At 45.2% G+C, this 25,650-nt stretch carries 18 protein-coding genes and 1 pseudogene; all 19 read right to left on the reverse strand.

The window, feature by feature from the left end:
* Nucleotides 1–29: 29 nt before the first annotated feature.
* The 19 genes and pseudogenes from selB to D2962_RS10360 all read right to left on the reverse strand — a co-directional run bounded on the left by selB (nucleotide 30) and on the right by D2962_RS10360 (nucleotide 25,430).
* Entirely contained in the window at nucleotides 30–1,952 is a 1,923-nt protein-coding gene (gene selB, locus D2962_RS10285) for a selenocysteine-specific translation elongation factor (RefSeq protein WP_122014927.1), read from the reverse strand.
* A complete protein-coding gene (gene selA, locus D2962_RS10290) occupies nucleotides 1,949–3,358 on the reverse strand; it encodes an L-seryl-tRNA(Sec) selenium transferase (RefSeq protein WP_425456589.1) in 1,410 nt (469 codons plus the stop codon). Before selA ends, selB begins: the two co-directional genes overlap by 4 nt.
* Nucleotides 3,359–3,385: 27 nt before the next feature.
* A complete protein-coding gene (selD, locus tag D2962_RS10295) occupies nucleotides 3,386–4,423 on the reverse strand; it encodes a selenide, water dikinase SelD (RefSeq protein ID WP_122014929.1) in 1,038 nt (345 codons plus the stop codon).
* Between the two features lie 28 nt (nucleotides 4,424–4,451).
* The gene (locus tag D2962_RS10300; protein WP_245984593.1) at nucleotides 4,452–4,904 is read right to left on the reverse strand and encodes a helix-hairpin-helix domain-containing protein; all 453 of its coding nucleotides are present in this window, start codon (nucleotides 4,902–4,904) and stop codon (nucleotides 4,452–4,454) included.
* On the reverse strand, nucleotides 4,898–5,083 hold the full coding sequence (locus D2962_RS18660) for a hypothetical protein (protein WP_245984594.1): 186 nt from the start codon (nucleotides 5,081–5,083) through the stop codon (nucleotides 4,898–4,900). Before D2962_RS18660 ends, D2962_RS10300 begins: the two co-directional genes overlap by 7 nt.
* Nucleotides 5,084–5,248: 165 nt before the next feature.
* The gene (locus D2962_RS10305; protein ID WP_122014930.1) at nucleotides 5,249–6,865 is read right to left on the reverse strand and encodes a cobyric acid synthase; all 1,617 of its coding nucleotides are present in this window, start codon (nucleotides 6,863–6,865) and stop codon (nucleotides 5,249–5,251) included.
* Nucleotides 6,862–7,785 (reverse strand): SufB/SufD family protein, encoded by a 924-nt coding sequence (locus D2962_RS10310; protein ID WP_120767848.1) that lies wholly within the window; start codon nucleotides 7,783–7,785, stop codon nucleotides 6,862–6,864. Before D2962_RS10310 ends, D2962_RS10305 begins: the two co-directional genes overlap by 4 nt.
* Nucleotides 7,760–8,509, reverse strand: a complete 750-nt coding sequence (locus D2962_RS10315; protein WP_120767849.1) for an ATP-binding cassette domain-containing protein — start codon at nucleotides 8,507–8,509, stop codon at nucleotides 7,760–7,762. Before D2962_RS10315 ends, D2962_RS10310 begins: the two co-directional genes overlap by 26 nt.
* Nucleotides 8,510–8,642: 133 nt before the next feature.
* Nucleotides 8,643–11,094: pseudogene (gene leuS, locus D2962_RS10320) on the reverse strand (leucine--tRNA ligase).
* A gap of 93 nt (nucleotides 11,095–11,187) precedes the next feature.
* A complete protein-coding gene (locus tag D2962_RS10325; protein WP_120767851.1) occupies nucleotides 11,188–11,373 on the reverse strand; it encodes a hypothetical protein in 186 nt (61 codons plus the stop codon).
* Nucleotides 11,374–11,400: 27 nt separating this feature from the next.
* A complete protein-coding gene (locus tag D2962_RS10330; RefSeq protein ID WP_120767852.1) occupies nucleotides 11,401–12,141 on the reverse strand; it encodes a GntR family transcriptional regulator in 741 nt (246 codons plus the stop codon).
* Between the two features lie 32 nt (nucleotides 12,142–12,173).
* Nucleotides 12,174–12,686, reverse strand: a complete 513-nt coding sequence (locus tag D2962_RS19245) for an ABC transporter permease (RefSeq protein ID WP_281273651.1) — start codon at nucleotides 12,684–12,686, stop codon at nucleotides 12,174–12,176.
* A gap of 29 nt (nucleotides 12,687–12,715) precedes the next feature.
* The gene (locus tag D2962_RS19250) at nucleotides 12,716–13,087 is read right to left on the reverse strand and encodes an ABC transporter permease subunit (protein WP_281273652.1); all 372 of its coding nucleotides are present in this window, start codon (nucleotides 13,085–13,087) and stop codon (nucleotides 12,716–12,718) included.
* Nucleotides 13,053–14,048 carry an ABC transporter permease gene (locus D2962_RS10340; protein ID WP_245984595.1) on the reverse strand — a complete coding sequence of 332 codons (996 nt, stop codon included), beginning with the start codon at nucleotides 14,046–14,048 and terminating at the stop codon, nucleotides 13,053–13,055. The genes D2962_RS19250 and D2962_RS10340 overlap by 35 nt, the downstream gene beginning before the upstream one ends.
* Before the next feature lie 4 nt (nucleotides 14,049–14,052).
* Nucleotides 14,053–14,202, reverse strand: a complete 150-nt coding sequence (locus D2962_RS18665) for a hypothetical protein (RefSeq protein WP_245984597.1) — start codon at nucleotides 14,200–14,202, stop codon at nucleotides 14,053–14,055.
* On the reverse strand, nucleotides 14,199–15,725 hold the full coding sequence (locus D2962_RS10345; protein ID WP_122014931.1) for an ABC transporter ATP-binding protein: 1,527 nt from the start codon (nucleotides 15,723–15,725) through the stop codon (nucleotides 14,199–14,201). The genes D2962_RS18665 and D2962_RS10345 overlap by 4 nt, the downstream gene beginning before the upstream one ends.
* Before the next feature lie 124 nt (nucleotides 15,726–15,849).
* On the reverse strand, nucleotides 15,850–16,989 hold the full coding sequence (locus tag D2962_RS10350) for a BMP family lipoprotein (RefSeq protein ID WP_122014932.1): 1,140 nt from the start codon (nucleotides 16,987–16,989) through the stop codon (nucleotides 15,850–15,852).
* A 166-nt stretch (nucleotides 16,990–17,155) separates the two neighbouring features.
* Entirely contained in the window at nucleotides 17,156–19,372 is a 2,217-nt protein-coding gene (locus tag D2962_RS10355; protein ID WP_122014933.1) for a 5'-nucleotidase C-terminal domain-containing protein, read from the reverse strand.
* 121 nt (nucleotides 19,373–19,493) lie between these two features.
* Nucleotides 19,494–25,430 (reverse strand): CehA/McbA family metallohydrolase, encoded by a 5,937-nt coding sequence (locus tag D2962_RS10360; RefSeq protein WP_122014934.1) that lies wholly within the window; start codon nucleotides 25,428–25,430, stop codon nucleotides 19,494–19,496.
* Nucleotides 25,431–25,650 lie beyond the last annotated feature (220 nt).

The following is a 25,650-nucleotide window of genomic DNA, read 5'->3' on the forward strand; positions in this document are numbered from 1 at the left end:
GGATATTTTATCAGATTTTTAACCTTTTATCAACCATACAGGCTGCTTCCGGCTATCCTCACTTCTTTCACGCGCCTGGTGGCCTTAATGCTGTCCATATATTCCAATAGGGGAAGGGCATATTTGCGTGAGGTCCCCAGCATATCCCTGAAGGCTGAAACCGCCAGCTCTTTATTCTCTACAAAATATTGCTGCAGGAGATGCAGTGCTTTTTCCACCCACTCGGCAGACATGTATATGTCTTCGTTGATTTTAATGAGCTTGCCTTCGCCGGTAAGTCTTAGCAACACATCCTTTACATCCTTCTCCTGATTTGATGGGAATTTTGACATCACTTCTTCGATGGTAGGCGGCGCCCAACCGCTTTCCGTAAAAATCTGCTGTATTTCCCTGGAAACTTCCTGCTGCAATGGGCTCAACACTACGGAAAATCCTTTTTTCTTTATGATATTTCCCCTGCCTTCCACAAGCCCTTCATTCATCCATTTTCCCAGCAATGCTTCAAATATGCCGGGTTCAAGATTTATCCTGCTTCTTAATTCTTCTTTGGCTATTCCTTCGTTGAGAGGAAACTTTTTATGATAATCCTGTATAATAGCAAGGGTTTCCCGGGCAATATCGTTGTAAAATTTAGTGTCAAAGAGAACATCTTCTCCCGATACTTTAAGCAAAAGGGCCCTGCCTTCAGCATCCAAAGCAGTGGCCACCTCTCCCATTTGCTTAACATTTTTTCCTGCATAAGGGCAAATATCCCGCAGGCTAAGGTATTCCCTGCCGAAGATCCTCAATAAAGCTACGACAAAGTCCTTTAATTCTCCTGAAAAGGTCCTCTTCAGAGCTTCTAATGCTTCTTTCCGGCGGTCTTTTTTCATACGTTTAGGGTTAACGAAAAGAATCTGTCCCCCACCGATGGTGGTAACGGGTGAATAGCTTCTGATAACATAATAGTCTTTATATACACATGCTATAGGTTCTTCCATCAGCAATAGCACGAAGGATTCTTCTCCCGGCGAAAGTTCCTCCCCATCAATTAAATTAACCCTCGCCAGTGCCTCTTTGGTGCCAATGTGAAGCCGTATCCTGGCTCTGTTTTTCAAAGGCCCGGGGGCATCGTCTATGAGTTTTAAATATGCATAAGTCTTTGTAACCGAAAAAAGCGTCCCGAATGGAGCCACAATATCTCCCCGCTGGATATCTCCGGTTTTCACATCGGCTAGATTAAGGGCAGTCCTCTGCCCCGCCTCAGCTTTATCCCTGCTTTCGCCGTGGACTTCTATGGACCTCACCCTGGTTTTTCTTCCTTCGGGGAAAATCTCTACTTCATCGCCGGTTTTCACCATGCCGCAGAGGAGGCTTCCGGTCACCACGGTACCTATTCCCTGCAGGGAAAACACCCGGTCCACTGGCAGGCGGAAAGGGGATTCCTGGTCCTTTATAAATTCGTCCCGGCACATTTCGTCAATAGCCGTTACCAATTGCTTTAAGCCCTCGCCGGTGGTGGACGATACCGGAATTATTGGGGCTTTCTCCAGAAATGTTCCCCTTACCTCTTCTCTGACTTCTTCTATAACCATATCCAGCCATTCTTCATCCACCAGGTCCTTTTTGGTCAGGACTATGAGACCTCTTTTCACATTTAAAAGTTTTAATATATTCAGATGTTCCCGGGTCTGGGGCATGACTCCCTCGTCGGCGGCGATCACCAGAAGCACCATATCTATGCCTCCGGCCCCGGCCAGCATGTTCTTGATGAATTTTTCGTGACCGGGCACATCCACTATACCCACAGTTCGGCCCGAGGGAAGGGTCATGTGGGCAAAACCCAGATCTATGGTTATTCCTCTCTTCTGCTCTTCCTTCAATCTGTCTGTATTTATTCCGGTCAGTGCCTTTATCAGTGTTGTTTTACCGTGGTCAATATGGCCGGCTGTCCCCAGTATAATGTTACTCATAGCGCTTTCCCCACCATCTCCACTATTTTTTCTACATCTTTTTCCGTTATGGTCCTTACGTCAAACAACAATTTATCCTTTTTTATCCTTGCTATCACGGGGGTCGGAACTTTTCGCAGCCTTTCGGCCAGTTCCCCGGAGGAAATGTCATGGACACTTACGGCCACGGCTCTGGTTGGAATCTCCGCTCCTGGCAAAGACCCTCCCCCCGCCTGGGAAACATCGTCGACTATCTCCACTTTTCCCTTTCCGGTTAAAACCCCTTCAAGCCCTTCGGCAAGTTTTCGGGCCCGGTTCTCCATAGCATCTTTAGATTCTGTGAGCATGGCCAGCACCGGAATATGCTGCCACAGGCCATCCTTATAAAGCCGCAGCACTGCTTCCAGAGCCGCCAGGGTAAGTTTATCAATGCGCACCGCCCTGGTGAGGGGATGACGTTTGATTTTGGAAATGTACCCTTTTTTTCCTACTATAATTCCGGCCTGGGGGCCACCCAGGAGCTTGTCGCCGCTGAAGGTCACCAGGTCCATCCCCGCTTTTACCGAATCCTGAACGGTGGGTTCTTCGGGAAGGCTGTAAGGCTTTAAATCCACCAGCACTCCGCTGCCCAGGTCTTCCATTACCGGCAGGTTATGTTTTGCCCCAAGAGTTATTAATTCCTCATTTGACACCTGGGAAGTGAAGCCCACCAGTTTAAAGTTGCTGGTATGTACTTTCAAAAGAAGTGCCGTATTTTCATTTATGGCCATCTCATAATCTTTAAGGTGGGTTTTGTTGGTAGTTCCTACTTCTACCAGCCTGGCGCCGCTCTGGGCCATGACATCGGGAATCCTGAAACTGCCGCCTATTTCCACCAGTTGCCCCCTGGAAATCACCACTTCGTGACCGGAGGCCAGGGAAGAAAGGCAGAGCAGCACCGCCGCCGCATTGTTGTTCACCACCATGGCATCCTCGGCACCGGTTATGTCGCATAAAAGTTCCCGGACATGACTGTAACGTTCTCCCCGTTCCCCCCGCCCGATGTCAAATTCCAGATTTGAATACGCTTTAGCCACCATTTCGATTCTCTTCATAGCTTCTTCGGGAAGGGGAGCCCTCCCCAGATTAGTGTGCAAAACCACACCGGTAGCATTTATGACGGGTCTTAAACTGTAAGGAGAAAAAGATAATTTGTTTATTGCCAGGGAAATAACTTCATCTTTTAGTTCATTCTCACTTTTATCGGTCGCATCTCCGCTTTCCAGTTTCTCCATTATTTTAACCCTGACAGTTTCCAGACTTTCCCGCAATATGTCAGTTAAATAATTTCTATTAAATATTGTCATCAAATCCTTTATTTCGGTTTCTTCCAGGAGGTCAGCCACCTTGGGCAGTTTTCTCATGATATTATTTTTATCCAATCTCACTCCTCCTTTCAAAGAAACAAAGAATTTTTACTCCAGAATTATCCTATAATCTTGAGGTTCAACTACTTTTCCTATTACCGTAGCGTCTTTTACACCGCTTTCTTTTAGAAGCTTAAGTAACACAGAAGCTCTATCCTCACTCACGGATATCAAGAGTCCGCCGGAAGTCTGGGGGTCAAAAGCCAGGTCTGTTAATGCTTCAGGAACTTCTGAACTTATACTAATTTTACCCTTAAGATATTTCTTATTATGATATAATCCTGCCGGCAAAATCCCCATGGCCGCCAGCCCTTCCATCCCGGAAAGTATGGGCAGTAATCCGGCTTTTAATCGCAAAGTAACCTTCGAAGCTTCTGCCATTTCAAAGGCATGGCCCAAAAGTCCAAACCCCGTTATATCGGTGATGGCATTGACGCCGATTTGCACCGCAGCCTTCGATGCTTCCCTGTTGAGGGTTGACATGACTTCCACAGCCTGCCTTTCAGTCTCTTTACTGAGCATATTCGCTTTCAACGCGGTGGTGGCTACTCCAATGCCCAGGGGTTTTGTGAGTATTAATACATCCCCGGGTTTTGCCCCGGCATTGGTCATAATTTTATCAGTAGAAATCTCCCCTATAATAGATAAGCCGTAGATGGGTTCGGGACTTTTTATGGAATGGCCTCCTCCCACTACGGCTCCTGCTTCTATCACCTTGTCGGCTCCACCCCTTAGAACATCGGGCAATATGCTTTCCACCAGTTCTTCAGGGAAAGCCACCACATTTAAAGCAAGAATGGGGTTTCCGCCCATAGCATATATGTCGCTTAATGCATTGCAGGCGGCTATCTGCCCGAAGGTGTACGGGTCATCCACTACCGGCGTGAAAAAATCCACGGTGTGGATGAGGGCAAGATCATCATTTATTTTATATACAGCCGCATCATCGGAGGTGTCAAGTCCCACCAGGAGATTTTCGCTTTTTGTTACAGGTATCTGCCGCAGAACCTGCGACAGGGCCTCGGGGCCAAGTTTTGCCGCTCAGCCGGAGCTGCAGGTAAGTTCGGTTAATTTGATTTTGGTCATTTGCAACACCTCCCTCTCTCGATTTTACTTAATCTACTTTTATTTTATCCTTAATTTGCTCGAATTTCTTTTCTCCGATTCCGGAAACGTTTTTGATGTCCTCTATAGATTTAAAGGGGCCGTTCTGGGTCCTGTAATCTATAATCTTCTGGGCTGTGGTGGGGCCGATACCGGGCAGTGTATCCAGTTCTGATAAACTTGCGGTGTTTATGTTTATTTTTCCATCACTGTAAGAACTTATGCCTCCAGTACCATCAGCAACAATTAAACTTTCCTGCCCCGGCTGTTCGCTAGAAACTTCCCCTATTTTGGGCACATACAGTTTATCCTCATCATGGAGCTTTTTAGCTAGATTGAGTCGCAGGAGGTCTGCTTCGGGGAGGATTCCTCCCGCCAGGTCAATGGCATCCTTTACTCTCATGCCATCTTCAAGAGTATAGACTCCAGGGTTTTTGACGGCACCTGTCACGTATACTACCATCTTTTGGTCTGCTCCTGAGCTACCGGGGCCGCCACCGGCACTGCGGGACCTTCCTGCAGTTTAAAGGCCACATCCGCCTTTTTCTCGGAAAAGGCATAGTAAATGAGTCCACCACTAATGATGATGATTGCCAGTAAAAGCCCCAGCAAAATCTTTTCCCTGTCGCTGAAATTATACATTTTATCCTCTCCCGCCGTTTATCAAAAACTGTAAATCGGAGATAGGAAGCCGGAATAGAAGGATTTGCCTTTTCGGCAAATTCAACTTAATCCGACATCCGGCCTCCGACATCCAGTGAGTTTAGTGTCAGGCTTGAATAATTTACTTATTATAATCTAAACCTACTAATCTAGACCTATTATTTTATATATCTTCCCCATATCCAGGCTTTTTCTTATTACATCAGCCCAGCGGTCGTATTCCGCTTGTTTGAAGGCTGCAAAATCAAATGCTTTCTCCTGATTTAAACCGGCACCGGTCTCATTATTTATAACATTTTCGCCCTGAATACCCTTAAATTTTCTTAAATAACCAACAAACCTAGATGTAAATTCAGGACTGTCAAAAATGCCATGGATGTAAGTGCCCAAAATTCGTCCGTCGGAACTTACGCAACCATCTATTATATATACATCCTTATCCAAACGTTTCTCAATAGCTACAAAGCCTGGAGAATCTCCTTCAGATACGGTTTTACCCATGTGTATCTCATAACCTGCCACCGGGGAACTACCCAGAGCACCGGCAGGGCCGGGAAGCCCCTCCAGTACTCTTCCGTAAATCCTTGTAGTGACCTTTTCCGTCTCTATCTGGGTATGTACATTCAGCAACCCCAGACCTTCACTGCTCTCTATATTGCCTTCAATATGATACGGGTCCTTTATGCTTTTTCCCAGCATCTGGTATCCACCGCAAATTCCCAATATTACTGCTCCTTTTTGGGAAAGATGCTTTATCTCCTCATGCCACCCCTGGGATTTTATGGCTTCAAGGTCCCCCAGAGTATTCTTTGTGCCGGGGATTATAACCATATCGGCTTCACCGATAGCCATACCTTTTTTTACATAGGATAAACTAACGCCGGGATATTCAGCCAGGGGTACGAAATCGGTGAAATTGGATATGTGTGGAAGGTACAGCACTTTTATTATAATTTTATCCGGGTCCATAGATGATGTAGCATTATTTCTGTCAGATACCTTATTCGGATGGTTTTTATTATATCTCATCCTGTAAATTTCAGCCTCGGGTGAATCCTCCTCATCTATATAAATATCAGTATAGGGCACCACGCCCAGCACCGGCCTTTTTATGATGCCTTCCAGCATTTCAAGGCCCGGTTTTAAAATCTCCAGATCACCCCGGAATTTATTTATTATGACACCTTTCACCCGGACTCTTTCGTTTTCGTTCAACAGTAGCATGGTCCCGGCCAGGGAGGCGAAAACCCCACCTTTATCTATATCACCTACGAGCACCACTGGCGCATCCACCAGCTCGGCCATGCCCATATTGACTATATCCCGTTCCCTCAGGTTTATCTCGGCAGGACTTCCCGCCCCTTCTATTACTATGATGTCATTTTGCTGCGCAAGAATGTCTATGGCCTGCTTTACCGTATCCAGCAGCTTCGGCTTGAATTCATGATAATCCACGGCAGAAAGGTTGCCGTATACTTTTCCCATGATTATTATCTGGCAGTTTTTGTCAGAACTGGGCTTTAAGAGTACCGGATTCATCAGTACGGAAGGTTCCAATCCACAGGCTTCAGCCTGGGCTACCTGGGCCCTACCCATTTCCAGGCCTTCCCTGGTTATAAATGAATTTAATGCCATGTTCTGGGATTTGAATGGAGCCACCCGGAAACCATCCTGTTTAAACACTCTGCAAAGTCCCGCCACAATCCTGCTTTTGCCCACCGATGAACCTGTTCCCTGGACCATGATATATCTTGCTGTCATTGCAGGAATCCCCTTAAAATGACATCTTCGGCCTCTTTTTCCGAAAGCCCCAGGGTTTCAAGTTTCACCAACTGTTCCTCGGCGATTTTTCCTATGGCTGCTTCATGGGTAAGCTGGGCATCGGGATGCTCCGCCGAGATGGCCGGGGAAGAGCTTATTTTGCCCCTGTCCATGATGATGGAATCGCACTCCACATGACCTTTAGCGGGGGCTTTGGCCACCACCACCGGGCGGAAAATCTGTTTTGAATCATCTTTTGCTACCGAGCGGGATATCACCTTAGCATTGCTTCCCTCCCCTTCCAGTTCTATAAGCATGTCCGATACCGCCTCCTGGCGGCCATGGGTTAAAAGGCGCTCTACAATAGTGAGGCTAGCACCTTCTGCAAGTTTTGCTTTTGTATCCCTGACAGTGCTGTCAACACCCTTTATCTGGGTCAGTTCCATTTCCACCATCGAATTCTTTTCCATAATGAGAATGGTCTTTGGATTCAACACCCTCTCTCCGGTACCTTCCCCTTCGCCATAGTGCTTTTCCACATATCTCATACGAGCACCTTTGCGGACTATAATCTCATGGATGCCATCATGCTGGGACTTTTTGGAGCCGGGGTTATGTATCCCGCAGCCTGCTACCACCGTTACATCAGCCCCTTCCCCTATTTCTATGGTGTTGTATACCACATCGGTCACTCCGGAAAGAGTAATTAAAACCGGTATGTGGACCGCTTCATTTTTTGTGCCCGGAGCCACGATGACATCAATACCGGGTTTGTCTGTTTTTGGCCTGACCTGAATGTGGGCTGTAGATTTCCTTTCTACGCCCTGGCCATCCTTGCGTATGTTAAAAGCCCCCGAGGGAATCCTGTGAAGGTCGGCAACGGTTTTTAAAAGTTCACTGTCTATAGCATTCAAGTTCATCTTCGTCACCTCCGCAGTTTTGCTGCCACCGGCACCTGAAATCACCCTGCAGTATATTCCACATTCTGTCTCTATTGCCCCGCTCTTTTATTTCACCCTCAGCCATAAGGATTATTTCATCTGCCAGGGATAGGACTTTTTCATGGTGGGTTATTACTATGCTGGTTACACCTCCCCTGGAGTGATATTTCTTGATTAAATTGAGTAATTTTTCAAAGCTCCATAAATCCACCCCTGCTTCGGGTTCATCGTAAATTATTACCTTTGAATGCCTGGAAAGCACGGTGGCAAGCTCAATTCTCTTTACCTCGCCGCCTGAAAGGCTGTTGTCGCATTCCCTGTCAAGGTAATCCTGGGGGCAAAGGCCCACTGCTCTCAATCTTGCATAGGCAGTATCATCACCGTTATTGGCGGAAATCTTCAAAAGGTCCCTGACCTTCAATCCCTTGAAGCGGGGAGGGTTTTGAAAAGCATAGCTTATACCGGCTTTAGCCCGCTCTGTTATGTTAAAATCCGTTATATCAGTATCATCCAGATAGAGCTTCCCCCGAGTATTCTTATATATGCCCATTATGACTCTGGCTAGGGAAGTTTTACCTCCCCCGTTAGGCCCGGTAAGAGCATAGAACTTTTCATTTTCCAGCTCCAGGTCTATATTTTTTAGAATGGATACATCGCCGGAACCATTGGTGATATCCAGGCTTAGAGATTCCATTTTCAACATTTCGCCTCATCCTCTTCTAAAATAAATAACATTTTATCTCAATCCATAAATATTTTACCTTACTTTAAACTTGATTACAATAATATTATCATAAAACAAAAAGCCGGCAGCAACACCGGCTTTTTCTTCGTTCCTACTTAACCACTATATTCACCAGTTTCCTTGGTACCGTGATAACCTTGACCACGTTTTTGCCTTCAATATGCGGCAGCACTTTCTCATTGCTCAATGCCGCCTGCTTCATCTCCTCATCGGTGGCCTCGGCGGGAAGGCTTACCTTACCCTTAACCTTCCCGTTTACCTGGACTACTATCTCTATCTCTTCCTCGACCATTGCCTCTATATCGTACTTAGGCCATGGCATCAGATGGATGCTTTCCTTTTTTCCCAGTTTTTCCCACAACTCCTCTGTCATATGAGGAGCAAAGGGCGCCAGGAGCAGAAGTAGGTTTTCCACCGCTTCTTTTATAACAGAACCTGAAATTTTTTGCTCTTTATATGCATACAGGCCGTTGACCATTTCCATGATAGCACTTATAGCTGTATTGAAGTTGAATCTTTCAGCTACATCATCTGTGACCTTCTTTATGGTCTTGTGCACCAAACGGCGCACATCCCCTTCGGCCTTAGCTCCGGTATTTTCATCATTTAACCTCTCGGAGAGTTCATCTATCAGGCGCCATACCCTTTGCAGGAACCGGAAGGAACCTTCCACCCCCTGGTCGCTCCACTCCAGGTCCCTTTCTGGTGGGGATGCAAAGAGGATGAAAAGCCTGGCGGTATCAGCACCATATCTATCAATGATATCCTCGGGACTTACTATGTTCCCAAGGGACTTGGACATCTTGGCGCCATCCTTGAGCACCATACCCTGGGTAAGCAAATTTGTAAAGGGTTCATCCACATGGACCAGCCCCGCATCCCTCATGGCCTTATTGAAAAATCTTGAATACATCAAGTGAAGTATGGCATGCTCCACGCCGCCGATATACTGGTCTACCGGCATCCAATAGTCAAGTTTTTCCCTGGCAAAGGGCTGTTCGGTATTCCTGGGATCCGTATACCTGTAATAGTACCAGGAAGAACACATGAATGTGTCCATAGTATCGGTCTCCCGTCGGGCCGGGCCACCGCATTTGGGACATGTGGTATTCAAAAACTCCTCGCATTCAAGAAGCGGTGAAGTTCCCCTGGGATTAAATTTCACATTGGGAGGGAGCATCACCGGCAGGTCTTCTTCTGGAACCGGCACGATGCCGCATTTGTCGCAGTAAATCATGGGAATTGGGGCTCCCCAGTACCTCTGGCGGGAAATTAACCAGTCCCTGAGCTTGTAGTTTACCTTGACCTTGCCTATTCCTTTTTCTTCCATATACTGTCCTACAGCCTTGATGGCTTCTATATTGTCCATGCCGTTAAATTTATCCGAATTAACAAGAACGCCTCTTTCTACATAGGCTTCGGTCATTTCTTTGGCATCAAGAGTTTTGTCGGGAGGTGACACCACCACCTTTATGGGCAGGTTATATTTTTTGGCAAACTCGAAATCCCTCTGGTCATGGGCAGGCACACCCATGACTGCACCGGTGCCGTATTCCAGGAGCACATAGTTTGCTATCCATATGGGCACTCTGTCACCGTTCATGGGGTTTATGGCATAGGTACCGATGAAAAGGCCTTCCTTTTCGGTCTCGGTGGAGGTCCTGATTATTTCATTGAACCTTTCCATTTTTTTCTGGAACTCTTTTACGGCACTTTCCTGCTCAGTCCCCGCGGAAAGTTTGCTTACCAGCGGGTGTTCCGGTGCCAGAACCATATATGAAACTCCATAGACCGTATCGGGCCGGGTGGTGAAGACGGGAATCCTGTCACCGGTTTTTTTCTGCGGTGAAGGAAAATTCCACGCCTTCACTTCTGCCTATCCAGTTTTCCTGCATTATCTTAACCTTGTCAGGCCACCCGGGAAGTTTTTCCAGGTCCTTCAACAGCTCTTCGGCATAGTCGGTTATCTTAAAAAACCATTGCTCCAGGTCCTTTTTCCCAACCTCGGTGCCGCAGCGCTCACACATGCCATCTACCACCTGCTCGTTGGCAAGTACAGTCGCACAGGATGGACACCAGTTTACAAAGGCCTTTTTACGATAGGCCAGACCCATCTCATAAAGTTTCAGGAAAAACCACTGGGTCCACTTGTAGTAGCCCGGGTGACAGGTGGCCACTTCCCTGTCCCAGTCATAACTCAAGCCCAGGCTCTTAAGCTGCTTCCTCATGTTATCGATATTTTCCCAGGTCCACTTTGAAGGAGGAACGCCATGTTTTATGGCCGCATTTTCGGCAGGAAGGCCGAAGGCATCCCAGCCCATGGGATGTAGCACATTGTAGCCGTTCATCCTTTTAAAGCGTGCCACTACATCACCGATAGAATAATTCCTTACATGGCCCATATGGAGTTTTCCTGAAGGGTACGGAAACATTTCGAGGCAGTAAAATTTAGGCTTGGCCGGGTCCTCTTTTACTTTATACAGTTTTTGTTCAGCCCATTTTTTCTGCCATTTGGCTTCAATGGTTTTAAAATCGTAATTCAAACTGAATCCTCCTTTGCTGTGGGAAATAAAATAGAAAAAAATTAAAAGCTTCTCATCCCGGTTAGGGACGAGAAGCTCTCTCGCGGTACCACCCTAATTGGCTAAAAGCCCTGCTCTTTGCATTTTAACGCCTGCCGGCCATTTTCTACTAAAGGCGAGTTCAAGGCTTTCCCCTTCCGGATTTTCACCAAACTCCGGTCTCTGGAAAAGGGTTGCTGCCTTTACTACTCCTTTTGAACCTTTTTTAGATATTATAAGCAATATAACAGCTTCTGTCAATATCCCTGCTTATTCTCAAGTTCATCTCTATTTACGCTTTCTCACTATACAAAATTTTATTTTATCCGGTGAAAAATAGTTTGAGGAATAAAATATGGGATTGTCTTTATCATCATAATGAAGCTGTTCCAGGAGTAAAACTACATCGTTCCTGGATTTCAGGTTTAATTTTTTATATACTTCGGCGATTTCAGCCTTAACGGGTATGATATCGGATACAGCATAGGAAATATATATACCAAGGTCTTTTTGCAAATAATCAAAAAGTGATTCTATCTTAAATTCAAATTCATTTTTTACAAACTTCACCGGAATTCTATCTATGCAGTATACCACCGGAACATTATCGGCGGTCCTTACTCTTTCCACCCTGTAAATCTCTTGTTCCGGGGACATCTTCATGATGGATGCTTCTTTTTCACTGGGGAATGTCCTTATAATACTTATATTTTTCGTTCCGGCTTTCATTCCCTGCTTTTCAATCAGCCTGGTAATGCTGATAAGTTCTTCCATACCGCTCTCAATCATGGGTTTTCGGGATACGAAAGTGCCCACTCCCTGATATCTTTTTATGAGGCCCTCATCTTCCAGGATTCTCAAGGCCTCCCGCAAAGTGGAACGGCTTACTCCAAATTCCCTGGCAAGTACCGTCTCCGATGGAAATTTTTGCTCTTCCCTGAGTTCGCCGCTCAATATCATGTCTCTTATTTTCTTCAATACAATCTCATATCTCTGGGAATTGTCCCACAATTTCTCTGAAAAAATCATCTTTTTTACTCCCTACCTTTAAATACACCATTTTATCCTGCATTTCTCTCATAAGGAACACCGTCTGCAGCCGGAGGTGTGGATTTCCTTACAAACCCTGCCAGCACAATGAGTGTGAGTACATAGGGTATCATTTTGATAAACTGATAGGGTATTAAACCATTTTCCACCACCCTGAAACTCAAGGACTCTGCAAATCCAAACAAAAGCGAAGCCAGGAGCGCCCCCGTGGGGGTCCAGTTGCCGAAAATCATGGCCGCCAGAGCTATATATCCTTTGCCCTGAGTCATGCCTTCCACATACATCCCCGTATGCTCCAGGGCAAGATAAGCACCGGCAAGGCCGGCCAGCATGCCGCTTATCAACACGCCCACATATTTCATTTTGAATACGTTCACGCCGAGGGTATCCGCTGCCAGAGGGTTTTCTCCCACCGCCCTCAGCCTTAAGCCAAACACCGTCCGGTTGATTATATACTCTGAAAGCGGCACAAAAAGTATGGCCAGAATGATGATGGGTGAAATCCCCGTAAGCAAAGGCTTCAAGTAAGGCACGCTGTCAGTCCCGGGAATGTTTATTTTTGCAAGACCTGCCACATGGGGGTTGTAGTGGCCATTTTAAATATGGCCTGACTCATAAAACGGCTACTTCCATAAGCCAGGATGTTTAGGGCCACACCACTAACTATCTGGTCTACCCGGAAGGTAACCGAAGCTATTGCATGAATCAATGCCAGCAACATGCCTGCCACCATGGCGATTATAAGCCCCATGACAGGCCCGTAAAAATAAGCGCCCAGGGCTCCCCAGAAAGACCCTACTATCATCATGCCTTCCAGGCCAATATTTACCACGCCACTCCTTTCTGAATAAACTGCTCCCAGGGCCGTGAGGAGTATGGGTATCGCCATTCTAAAGCTGGACGCCAGCAGTTCTGCCAGGTGCATTTTTGCTTACCTCCTTTTTCTCCAGGCGCTTAATGTAGTCGTTCATCACTTTAGTTATTACAACTATAGAAATTATCATCAAAGCCTGAAGGATTACCACCGCATCCATGGGAACGTTGAGGAATGTCTGCACACCCTCCGCCCCACGGTTTAAAAATCCAAAAAGCATCGCGGAAAGGATTATCCCCAGAGGGTGGTTCTGTCCCATCAGCGCCACCGCTATACCGTTAAAGCCATAATTCCTGGGAAAATCCAGGTCCATGTATCCAAAATAACCCAAAAGGTCCGAAAGACCCACAAGCCCCGCTATAGCACCGCTCAATAAGAAACCTACGAAATAAACCTTCTCGGGTTTAATGCCTGCGGTCCTGGCTGCATCGGGATTGTGGCCTACCGCCCTGAGTTCAAAACCGAAGGGGGTGTACATGAGCATGTAGTAAATGCCTATGGCAAGCAATATACCCAGAGGGAAGAACCAGTTAAGGTATACGTGTTTGGGCAAATCGAGTCCAAAAAGATTTAAAAAATCGCGCATCCTGGGCATTAAAGCAGATGGAAGTATTTTTGGCATCCTCACAATGGGACTGCCCAGGCCTTGTAACATTTTTTGGCTTTTATCCATCAAAAGGTCTGCTATAAAATAATGGATAAATGAAAATGATATGTAATTCAACATTATGGTGCTAATAACTTCATGCACACCCCGTTTTACCTTCAAGTATATGGGTAAAAGTGACCACAAACTTCCCGCCACGATGGCCGCCAGAATTGTAAGGGGAAGATGTATTATGGCAGGAAGCCCTTTAAGAGAGAATCCTACCAGGGCTGCCAAAAAAGCTCCCATAAGGTACTGTCCCTCGACACCGATGTTAAAAAGGTTCATGCGGAAACCCACTGAAACGGCAAGTCCGGAGAATATAAGAGGTGTCGCATTATAGAGTATTATTGCTATGCTATCCACTCTCTTAAAGCTGAAGCTGAACATGGTAGCAAATACTTTTAAACGGGTCCTGGTGTATGACCATTATCACCAGTGAACTTATAAGTGCTGCCATCAATATGGCAAAAATAGGGGATAAAACCCTGAGCATTATTATTTTATAATTATTTTTCATTCGCCGCTCACTCTCCGTTCAGAACCGCCGAGCATATATATGCCCACGTCTTCAAGAGTAACTTCTTCGGGTTTGAATTCGGCCACTATCCTGCCGTTATAAATGACACCAACCCTATCCGAAAGGGCCAGTACTTCCTCTAGGTCTGCAGATATCAGTAAAATCGCTTTTCCTTCGTCTCTTTTTTTCAATAGTTCCCGGTGTACAAACTCCGCAGCCCCGATATCCAGGCCTCTTGTGGGCTGAGAAGCTATAATAATATCCGGGTCTTCCGAAAGTTCCCGGGCCAGTATCACCTTTTGCTGGTTGCCGCCTGAGAGGTCTTCCACCGGTTGATTTATTGAGCTCAAGCTAATGGAATATTCTTGAACCTTTTTTCGAGTGAATTCTATTGCTTCTTTTACCTTGAGCAGTGGCTTTTTATAAAACTCTTTTTCCCGATGAAACCCAATTATGCCGTTTTCCCACACTTTCATGGGGAGCACCAGGCCCTGCCGGTGACGGTCCTCAGGAATATAGGCCACCCTCAGTTTTCGAATTTCTTTTACTGAAAATCCCTTTACCTGAATACCGCGTATCTGTATACTGCCTCCCGATATGACTTTAAGTCCCATAATGGCCTCTGTCAGTTCCTTCTGGCCGTTACCCTCAATACCGGCTATACCGTATACTTCTCCGCCTCTTATTTCAAAACTTGCACCATCCAGAGCCGCTTTCCCACCAGGGTCTTTTACCACAAGGTCTTTAACCGAAAGAAAAATCTCTCCAGGAGTAACTTTTTGCTTATTTAGATTCATCAAAACGGGTTTACCTACCATCATTTTAGCCAGCTGTTCCTTTGTAATTTCTTCGGGCACCGCAGAACCCGCTACCTCACCTCGCCGTAAAACAGTGATTTTGTCTGCTATCTCCAGAACCTCGTCCAGCTTGTGGCTGATAAATATGATGGTCTTTCCTTCCTGTTTCAGTCTTTTGAGATTGACAAAGAGTTCCTTGACTTCCTGAGGGGCCAGTACCGCCGTCGGTTCATCCAGCACGAGGATGTCGGCACCCCTGTAAAGAACCTTCAATATCTCCACTCTTTGAGCCTGGCCGACGGAAATATTCTCCACCTTGGCATCCAGGTCCAGGGAGAAGTTATACAGATTACAAAGCCTCTCCACTATATTTCGGGCTTGTTTATAGTCGATGGAAATTCCCGACCGTATTTCCGAACCGAGGATGATGTTTTCCAGCACTGTAAAGCGGGACACCAGCATAAAGTGCTGGTGGACCATGCCTATCTTGAGCTCTATAGCCTTAATGGGTGAATTTATATTTTCCTTTTTGCCAAAAATGAATATTTCCCCTTCATCGGGCTGGTAAAGGCCTGACAATATTTTCATAAGGGTGCTCTTACCGGCTCCGTTTTCTCCAACAACGGCATGTATTTCGCCCTTTTCTATAGTAATGTTGATATTGTTGTTAGCTGTGATACCCGGAAAGCGCTTGGTGATATTTTTAAGCTCCACAGCCTTTTCCAAGATGTTCCCTCCCTCAAATATGATTGGGGACATTCCTCCGACTACCCCAGATTCATTCCCCAGAAGAGGAGGTGTGTCCCCTTTCATTATAAAAAGGGGGGTGACATATGTCACCCCCGCTTTATTATTTGCTAAGGGTTTTTAAGAATTCATCATATTCCTTTTTATCCACGGGAACTTTAATCTCACCTTTTATAACTTTTTGTTTAAGTTCCTCAAGCTTGGGCTCAATATCGGAAATCATAGATTTATTGTAATCATTGACAGCATAACCAACACCGTCCTCTGCCAGCCCGAAAATCTGGTAACCGCCCTTGAAATTGCCATCAATATAAGCTTTTATAGTGTCATATACGGATATATCCACTCTCTTCAACATACTGGTTAAAATATACTTTCTTTGATCTTCTTTAGCTGAAAGGGATTGGTCTGAATCCACACCGATGGCTAATTTTTTTTCACCTGTGGCGGCTTCAATGACACCTATACCGGAGGCGCCTGAAGCATGATAAACCACGTCAGCTCCTGCTTTAAACTGTTTTAATGCCAGTTCTTTACCCTTTACAGGGTCTTTAAAGGCATCACCGGTAGTACCTATGTAATCTACCATGGTACCTATTTTCGGATTGATGTATTTTGCTCCCGCAAGGTAACCCACCTCAAATCTCTCGATGAGCGGTGATTTCATGCCTCCTACAAAACCGACCTTACCTGTTTTGGATTTCAATGCCGCTGCGGCTCCTACCAGGAAGGAACCTTCCTGTTCCTTGAAGAGCAAGCAGGAAACATTGGAATCATCTTTCAAGCCATCTATGAAACCATCGATCAATCCAAACTTTACATCGGGAAATTCCTGTGATACCTTTGCTATATGGTCTGTGAACATAAAGCCTACACCAAAGATAAGATTGTAACCATCTTCAGCCAGAAGTCTCATGAGCTGTTCCCTGTTTTCGCCGCCGGCGGAAGGCTCCAGGTATTTGACTTCAATCTTATCGCCAAATTCCTTCTGGGCCTTTTCCAATCCCGCATAGGCACTATCATTAAAGGATAGGTCGCCACGGCCGCCCACATCAAAGACAAGTCCAACCTTAATCTTTTTGATTTCAGGAGCAGGCTGAGTTTGCTGCTGTTGCTGCTGCTCCTGGGCGGGCTGCTGTTCCTGTTTTTGTTCCGTAGCCGGTTTTTGCCCGCAACCTGCAACCAGAGAAACCACTAGAAGCAAGGCTAATCCCACAACCAAAATCTTCTTAGCTTTTAACATAATATCCCCCCATTTTTTATAATTGTTAGACATCCGACATTCCCATATTAGCATTTTTTTGGTAATTCTGTCAAGTATTTATTTTATATTGAATTTTCTATTAATATATTTTTAAGGTCTTGTTTTTTCGGAGGAAGGCTTGATTTATACCTTCCTCCGGTTTTCATTAATATAGTTCTAAGGTATCCATCAATCTCTTTAACATCACAATAGCCTGGGCTCTGGTAGCTGTTTGTTTCGGTGCAAACAGATTGCCCGCCATTCCCTCGACTATCTCAAGTTTATATACTCCTTTTACCGCATCTTTTGCCCAGGGACTTATGTTCATACTATCGGCAAAGGGTAAGCCGTCACCGCTCAAAGTCTTACCAGTAGCGTAATTGTATGCCCTTGCTATCATGGTAGCCATTTCTTCCCTTGTTATTTTTTGGTCGGGGAAGAAGTGATTCTTATCCTTGCCTGTGATTATACCGGCCTTGTATGCCGCAGCTATGTCGTTTTTAAACCAGGCATTATCAGGCACATCCTGGAATATGTTTTCTGATGCCGTGCTCTCCAGTTTCAACATCCTCGTAAGCAGTGCGGCAAACTGGGCGCGGGTTATGCTTTGATCAGGGTAAAATTTAGTATCTTCGATTCCCTTAGCAATATCCCTGGCGGCCATCAGTATTATATTTTGCTTTGCCCAGTGTCTGTCAATATCCGTAAACTTATTCTTGAACTCCATTACGGTGTATTTGCTGAGATGCCCCAAGTCGATTCCGTAGCCGATTACTTTGTCATTTTCATCTTTGACGGCTTCTCCACCTAAACATTCGAGGGTTCCGTGTTCTTTGATGCGATAGATGAAGAAGTTTCCCTGACCGTTCTTATTTAATTTCATTATTAGTCTTACGGGCTTTTCAAATATTTTTTGTTCTTTATCTTCTACCGTTACATTCACATCTATAACATCACCGGCCAGATCAAGGTTATCCGGCAAGTTCTTCAAAAGCTGCTGCACTTCTTGCTTTTGTACTTGCTCTACACTAATTCCGACTTTGGCTCCCGGAGTGGTACCCTGGGTATCGATAGATGACGGATTTACCGTAACTTGAGCCCACGGTGTGGCTACGGTGACCTTAATGCCTTTTTGAGCCAGTTTTTCTATGGAAGTTGCACTGATGCTTACATTTACCTGAGGCCCTACGGCCTTTTGCTGATCTATTACCGCAGTAAAACCTTCCTGCTTTAAAACTTTATCTATAGCCTCATCAGTAACTTCCACTTTCACCCGACCATCGGTAGTTGTTACATTAAGTTCGGATTCAGGGATGACTCCCGGGCTGGTGGAAGGTTCTTCCTTCTTTTTATTTTCTTTCTTCTTATGATCCTCATCGCTATCATCATCTTTTAATGGTGAATATATTGATATTCTTCCTTCAATCACCGGATTTACAGGACTATGTTGCTGCAGGTATTCCTTAAATACTTCATAATCCACAAACCCTATATCTATTACCTTGCTTGCTTCCTTAAAGGAAGTGTAGCCGTCTCCGCCTCCGGCCATGAAGTTATTTGTGGCTACCAGGTACCTGGCGCTTCTATTTATGGAACTGTAACCTTCCCAGGTCTTTACCTTAACGTCAACGATGCGCTGTCCTACCGGTTTTTCAGGGTCCCATGTGAATTTAAGTCCTGCCACCTGGGGGAATCGACCGGCTTTTTGTTCAACCTGGCTTACGCCGTTTTCCAGTGCAGCGATGATTTGTTCACCGGTAAGCTCCAACACTACCAGGGTATTCCCAAAGGGCATTACTGTAAGGACTTCTCCCAAGGTAATATCACCTTCATCAATGGAAGCTCTTATACCGCCGCCATTAGTAATAGCCATTGAAGCTCCGCCTAGTTTTGAGGCTTTTTCCAGCATAGCATCGGCGATGAGGTTGCCGAGATTTGTTTCTTTTGTCCTGACATTATCCCTCGCGCCGTCAAGGGCTACCTGGGTTTTACCTACCACTGTGTTTTTGAGTTCTTCCAGAGGTGCTTTATAAGTTGCAAGTTTTTCAGCGAATTCCTGATCTTCCGCATAGACATAATTTCCATCCGCATCTTTTGCCGCTACATCAATCAAGCGGCCTTCGTATTCCTTAACTAATCCCACATCATCAAAGTCCACATCGAGTCTACCCAGATACTTCCCATATTCATTAGCCTGCACCACAAGAGTGGGAGTATTATATTGCGCATCCGTAATCACCGCAGGATAGTCTGAAGGTTTGGTATGGCTGTGACCACCAACTATAATGTCAATACCTTCTACTTGTTCGGCTAGATCCTTGTCCTTATCCCAGCCCAGATGGCTGATGGCTATGATTTTGTCTATACCTTTATCTTCCAGCATATCTACTGCAGAAGCCGCCGATACAAAAGCATCATTGATCTTTATCTTGTCACCGGGGCTGGAAATCTCACCGGTATCTTCTGTAGTAACCCCAATGAGACCTACCTTTTCTCCATTTACATCAACTATGGCAGCGGGGGTAAATACTTGCTTTAAGGGATTCCCCTACGGAGCCTTCTCCTACACTATTTTTGAATAAGGAACTCAATGCAGGTTCGGTACTAAAATCAAAGTTGGAGTTTATTATGGGGAATGCGGCTTTATTGATAAATTCGGCCAGTGCAGTGGGGCCCTTATCAAATTCATGGTTGCCGAGGCCCATAGCATTATATCCCAGCATATTCATAAAATCTATATCGGCCTGGCCTTGATATTTGGTAAAGTAAAGGGTTCCGGAAAACACATCGCCGGCATCTAACAACAGATTATTATGAGCTTCTGACCTAATAGTCTTAACCACTGTAGCTCTCCGGGCTATATCATCCAGATGTGCGTGGGTATCGTTTGTGTGCATGATAGTGAGACTCCAGTATTGTGGCTCTTGTGTCGTTTCTTTAACCAGGTCTGTAGGGAAGCGCACCCTTACTCTAGGGCCGGCGGCACCTATAGAAGCTATGCCTATGACCGTATATTTATCTCCTACTTTAAGGCGGCTCATGTCAATGCCCAGGTAGCCGTCCACATGGATGTAGGCTTCTCCCGAACCGTCATCTATCTTGAAGTAGCTGGCAGGTTCGTTAACGTCAGTTATAGTGCCTCCTGTCTGTACCAGCATGCCGGTATACTGAGAGTTCATGGCATCTTTAGTTGAAAGCTTCTTGGGCTCTACTGGAGTCCCAGGGCCCACATACAGCACTTCCATATCGGCATTTTCATAGGCAAGTTCCATTTCGCCTTCAAACATCTGCACTCCGCCGGTGGCGATAACAACAGTGCCTATGGGCAATTCTTTGCCCTGGGTGCCGTAGAGGGAAATGCCGCCGGTTTCATCTTGAATGTATACGGTATCAAAGAAGTTGTTTGTGGGTGATGTCACTACACCCTGAACCGTTACAATATCTCCTATTTTCGCATTCTTTCGCACATCAGCTATGGTCCTTATGCGATCAATCTTAGCCAGCCAATCGATGAGCCGCAAGGTAAAAGCGGTGTTGCTCACATCATTTACTATTTCATAATCCGAGTAGAAGTATCGCCCCGCCACCACCAAGCGGCCGGAGCCGATATTTTCTTTAGCTATAAGGGGGATCTTGTCACCGTCGGGACCTGCAGTCTGGTTCGAATCATTTTCCCCGCCTACTGCATTATTATATGTGTAATATCCTGGCTTTACATTGAAGTTATAGGATGTCTTGTTGCCTGCCACAAGGATTTCAATGCCGCTAGCCGGGTCATTGGTTAAGGCCTTTAGGTTCTCATCCACCAGGGAGCAGCCGCTGAAATAGCGTATGGCTTCCAGGTTCTTATTGAGGCCGCTGGGAGCATCGGGTATGGTGCGGGCATATACCGACCATTTCATACCTCCGCTGTAGTTTTCTGAACTGTTGGGTTCATATACGTTATCATTGTTGAGGCGGATGCCGGAATTCATTTTCGCAAGCAAGGCATTTAGCATGGTATTACCATCATGGTAGTTGTTATCGGCACTACCTTCAAACTGATAATTTGATTTTGATGCCAATAGCAGCGAACCACCGGCCTTTACCCATGCAGCAACAGCATCCATTTCCTCTTGTGTAAGGTTTTTACTATAATCGGTCGGAGTGTTGAGTATCAGCACATCTGCATCTTTTAGCAGGTCAGAAGTCAATGTCTTTGTATTAAATGAAGCATTGTATCCATATCGCCTCAAAAGTTCCATGAGGTCATTGTGCGTGCCGGGCACTTCGGAATTTGCATGTCCCTGGTCAACGAGTATCTTTTTGCCGTTAGATTCCACCACTTTTACAGCTTTTGAAAGTTCCGTCACCGTAGTGACATTCTCTATGGGGGTTAGCACTGCGTAGATCCTGGTCTGGCCTGCTGCCGAAGGCTTCCACGTCACACTTGCCTCTTTTTTATCCCCTGCAGCAATTCTGTCTATGGTGACGGTGTCGATAAGATTACCGGCATCTTTACTGCCTTGATAGAACTTAACTTCCAGGTTTTCTACAGGGCGCACACCCATGTTGGAAACGGTAGCCGTAAGGGTAGTATCAAAGTTTGGTAATGTGGGTTCGGGATTTATCTTGAGCTCTACGAGTTTCACATCATTTTCTCCACCGGCCACAAATATGGGGCTTGAAAAGCCAAGCTTTCCGCTCTTATGATATACCTTTACCACATACCAGTGGGAACCGGAACCTGGAGTAACACTCGGATTCCATGATACGTCTGTTTTCCCGCCTGCCTGATACGTATCTATTACTTTCCCACCATTGGTAACAAGTTCCAGTTTATCTATGGGTTGAATTTCATCTTGGGCTGTGATTTCAAAATTCAGTTTCCCATCTGTTATGTCCTTGGAGTCCAGAACACTTCCCATCCAGTAACCGTTAGCTTTCATAATAAGTTCCAGAGTCCTGGTTTCTGTGGAGTAGACTCTTCTTTCCCTCAAAGCCTCAATAAATTCATCATGACTCAATTCATCTGCCACTACCACGGTGAGGTTGTCAGGATCTCCCCAGTTCATGGAGTGGTTATCCTGGGCGTTTACCGCTCCCACGTGCCAGCCGTTGTCAAGGGCCCTGTAATACCATTCTTCTGCACGAGAGTAAGAATATGGAGGAGCACCGTTTCCGGTTTCTATGAGGTTTAATATGCGGTCCACTTCGGGAACATAGCCCAGGTTATTAAAGGAATCGCTGGGCCAGTTGGGATGGTTAAATTCTGCTACCGCATCGGGCTGATTTTCCAGCCAGTTGTAAAACTCCCTCAACCCTGTCATGGTCTTTTTAGCTTCTACATATTTATCGGTGTTGTGGACATTTATGTGGCCCCAGTCGCTAGAAGTCATCTCAAAGCCGCGCAGGGCAAGGAAATCGGGATGCTGTTGATTGAAAGCAGCGGCCATTTCGCCGGTCTTGGTCCATTCGGAATTTTCCTTGGCAAGGAATTCTTTGGTTTTCTCTATATATTCATCACCCTGGAGGGAATTGGAATGATCCGTTACCACAAGAAAATCGAGCCCCTTGCTGCGTGCATGCTCATATGCATCTGCCGGAGTGCCTTGACCGTCGGAATAAGATGTATGTGAATGGGGGATACCGTAAAAGAATTTCGGATCCGTCACGCCGTCGTCGACATTGAAATACCAGGAATATTCCGCTGTCCTATATACCGCATCGGTCACGGAAATCGTGACATCATGCTCGCCATAGGAAAGTTCGGTAGAAGGTGTATATGTTACCGTCCCTTTTTGAGTTTCGGGTTTGAAATCTATGGTAGCGGAACTTGTAACATCGCTGCCATCAAGTTTTATAGTTACATTTCCATTCAACGGATTTATGTTCGCCCCGCCCCTTTCAAAAGTGGCGGAAATGGTGGGCTTTTTGTTATAGGTAAAGGCCATGTTGGCAGGGTGAACATTATATATCAAAGGTTTATCTTCCACAACCTCTTGCTTTTCCACAATATCAGCAGAAGAACGGGGGAATATCTGGTAACCGGAAGTAAATGGACTTTTATTATCGTATTGTCCTACAATACCTGTAATTGTATATGTTTTGCCTACTTGCAATATCTTGGAAGGATCGATGCCGGAAGTTTGCATCACCCGTAGAGTAATCTCATTGGCACCATTGATATCTGTTATCTTTACATTATAACCTCCACTGGCAGGACTTGATGGAATACTGCTCACTTTAGCCTCTATTTTGACCAGCATCCCTTCAAAGGGTTCAGCAGTACTAAAAGATGTAAGCTTGTCTAATGTTATATTTTGTGGTGCCGGTAGTGGATTATTACTGCTTAAAATCTCTATAAATTTGGGATCGCTGCCAGAGGTTAATTCGGTCAGGCCATTGTAAAAATCGACCTTTCCTGTTACCCTAACTTTATCCCCCTGTTTTACATCAGGAAGACCACTACCGTATATAGCGATGCCGCCGGTTCCATCCTGAACATAAATCGTCTTGCTAGCATCAATTACTCCTTTTCCCACAGTAACAATACCCTCAATCGTAATATTATCCTCTTTTAAGCGCGTAGGGTTTCCGTTTTCGTCCACAGTATCCACTTGATTTATAGGTATTACTTGCCGTTCCTGAGCACTTTCAATTTTAAAACTCCAAGTATGGGTTGTAAGACCCCCTTTGTTATTATATATTGATACACTTACGGTCTGATCTCCTATATCGAGATCTGTTGTAGGTATATAACTAATCTTATATACTGAATCAATGATTGAAACATTGTTCGAAACTTCAGTGCCATTCAATTTTAACGAAACAAATCCGGGGTCTGCATTTTTTCCCCATGTGAATTCAGTATATATTTCGGGTTTTCTTTCAGTGATTGTTCCTTGAGGCCCATAGTTCAATATTACTGGATCAGTAGTTTCGCTGATAATTATATCATCTGTAGACCTTGGGAATAGCTCTCGACAATCCTTATAGCAGGAACTAATGCCAACAAAATTATATTTATTGCTCTCACCCTTAGCTAAACCCTGAAGATAAGTCTTAATTTCTGAACCGGCCTGAGCATATACCAGTAGTCTGTTGGAGCCGTCGGTAGTTATATAAATGCCTCCGGAACCGGTATTATAATCTTCAGTTATCCAAGCATTTTCTATCTTTATTAATTTACCTTCATTTTCTTCTCCTATTTCATAGATAGTAACAGAAATAGGTTCAGGAGTAGGAAAATTATCTCCTGGGAGAATAATGTATGAAGAAACCGTAATCTGCCGATCTCCATTAAAATCATTAACAGTACCGGTGACCTCAACTTCCTGTCCTATTTGTACATTAGTAATATTCCCTTTATAAAGCCTTATGCCGGCTGTGTTATCTTGAATCCATGCACTAGGGCCTAAAACAGCAGTAACTTCACCCCTAGTAGTAACAGTGGTGTTATTGGCTGATGCCCGGGCTTCAGAAATAGTAAATAATCCCGGTGTATTGTTTGTTACCTCTTGGTCAGTGAAATCGGCTGCGTCGTTGCCTGCAGCATCCTGAATAGGATTGGTTCCCGCTATATAGCTTACGGTTACATTATCGCCCGCCTTAACGGCCTCTGCCAGGGTAAGGTTAACCGTGCTGCCGGAGATGGCTACATTGGTGGGCGTAGCTTGTGCCTGACCGTTCACCTTTACGGTAAAATCATTGACGGCCGGCACGGAGGCTTCATCCAGAATTTCATTATATATAATTACGAGCCGGTCTCTGCTTATTTCTGCAGAATTTAATACCGGAGGTTGAGTGTCTTCTCTACCGCTGCCAAAGCCGTCCATAGTATGGCTGCCAAGATATTCAAAAGTATCCTTAGGATAAGCATCCCACTGGTCAGCAGGATCAAAATCATCATAAGGATTGCTATCACCGGCACTTATCGAACTCTTACGCACCAGAGTATGGTCCGCAGTTGTGTTATCACCTGTGCCCCAAGCGGTTCCAGGATCTTCGCCTACTTTGCCGATGACATCGATGATATTGCCGTTATGTTTCAATACTATAGCATCGTCACCATTGAAATTAATCACGCTGGAGTTTTGTAGGTCTGCTTTATCCTTTATAGCCTGGGCAGCACTTGTGTTGCACATTACGTATACTTCTCCACTGGCTAAGTTTCCGCTAAGAAGCAAAGTTTGTGAAGCGGTTTGGCTACCGTTAGTATAAAGCTCCAAAGTGTAATCACTGAGATTGACCTCGTTCGCCGTTCCGTTATAAATCTCGATAGCCTTGTTATTACTACTTCCCTCAATATATTCGGAAATAAAGAGGTCGGCGGCGTAATCCGCCCTCGCTTCCCTTTCCCCTATCGTCCCTACCGGGACGAGGCCTAACCCCAGGGAAAATACCAGCAGCACTACCAGCAAGCGTTTCCAATAAAAATACGCTTTTGAAGAACTTATCAAGGTTATTCCCCCTAAATATTTATTCTAAAAAAGGTCGGAACATTTTCAAATAATTACATATTACGTTTTACACGACTTGAAATTTATGTAATTTTTTTCGTGTAATTATCCAGGTGTTTTATTTTTTCCTATCCCCCCTTTTCTGGTTTTTTAATGTGTTATTAAAATCCCTTGTTACACCCCCTCTCCTAAAAACAATTTTTAGGCAAAGCCTTCCGCT

The organism is Biomaibacter acetigenes (assembly GCF_003691585.1).
In the GTDB taxonomy this organism is placed as follows: domain Bacteria; phylum Bacillota; class Thermosediminibacteria; order Thermosediminibacterales; family Tepidanaerobacteraceae; genus Biomaibacter; species Biomaibacter acetigenes.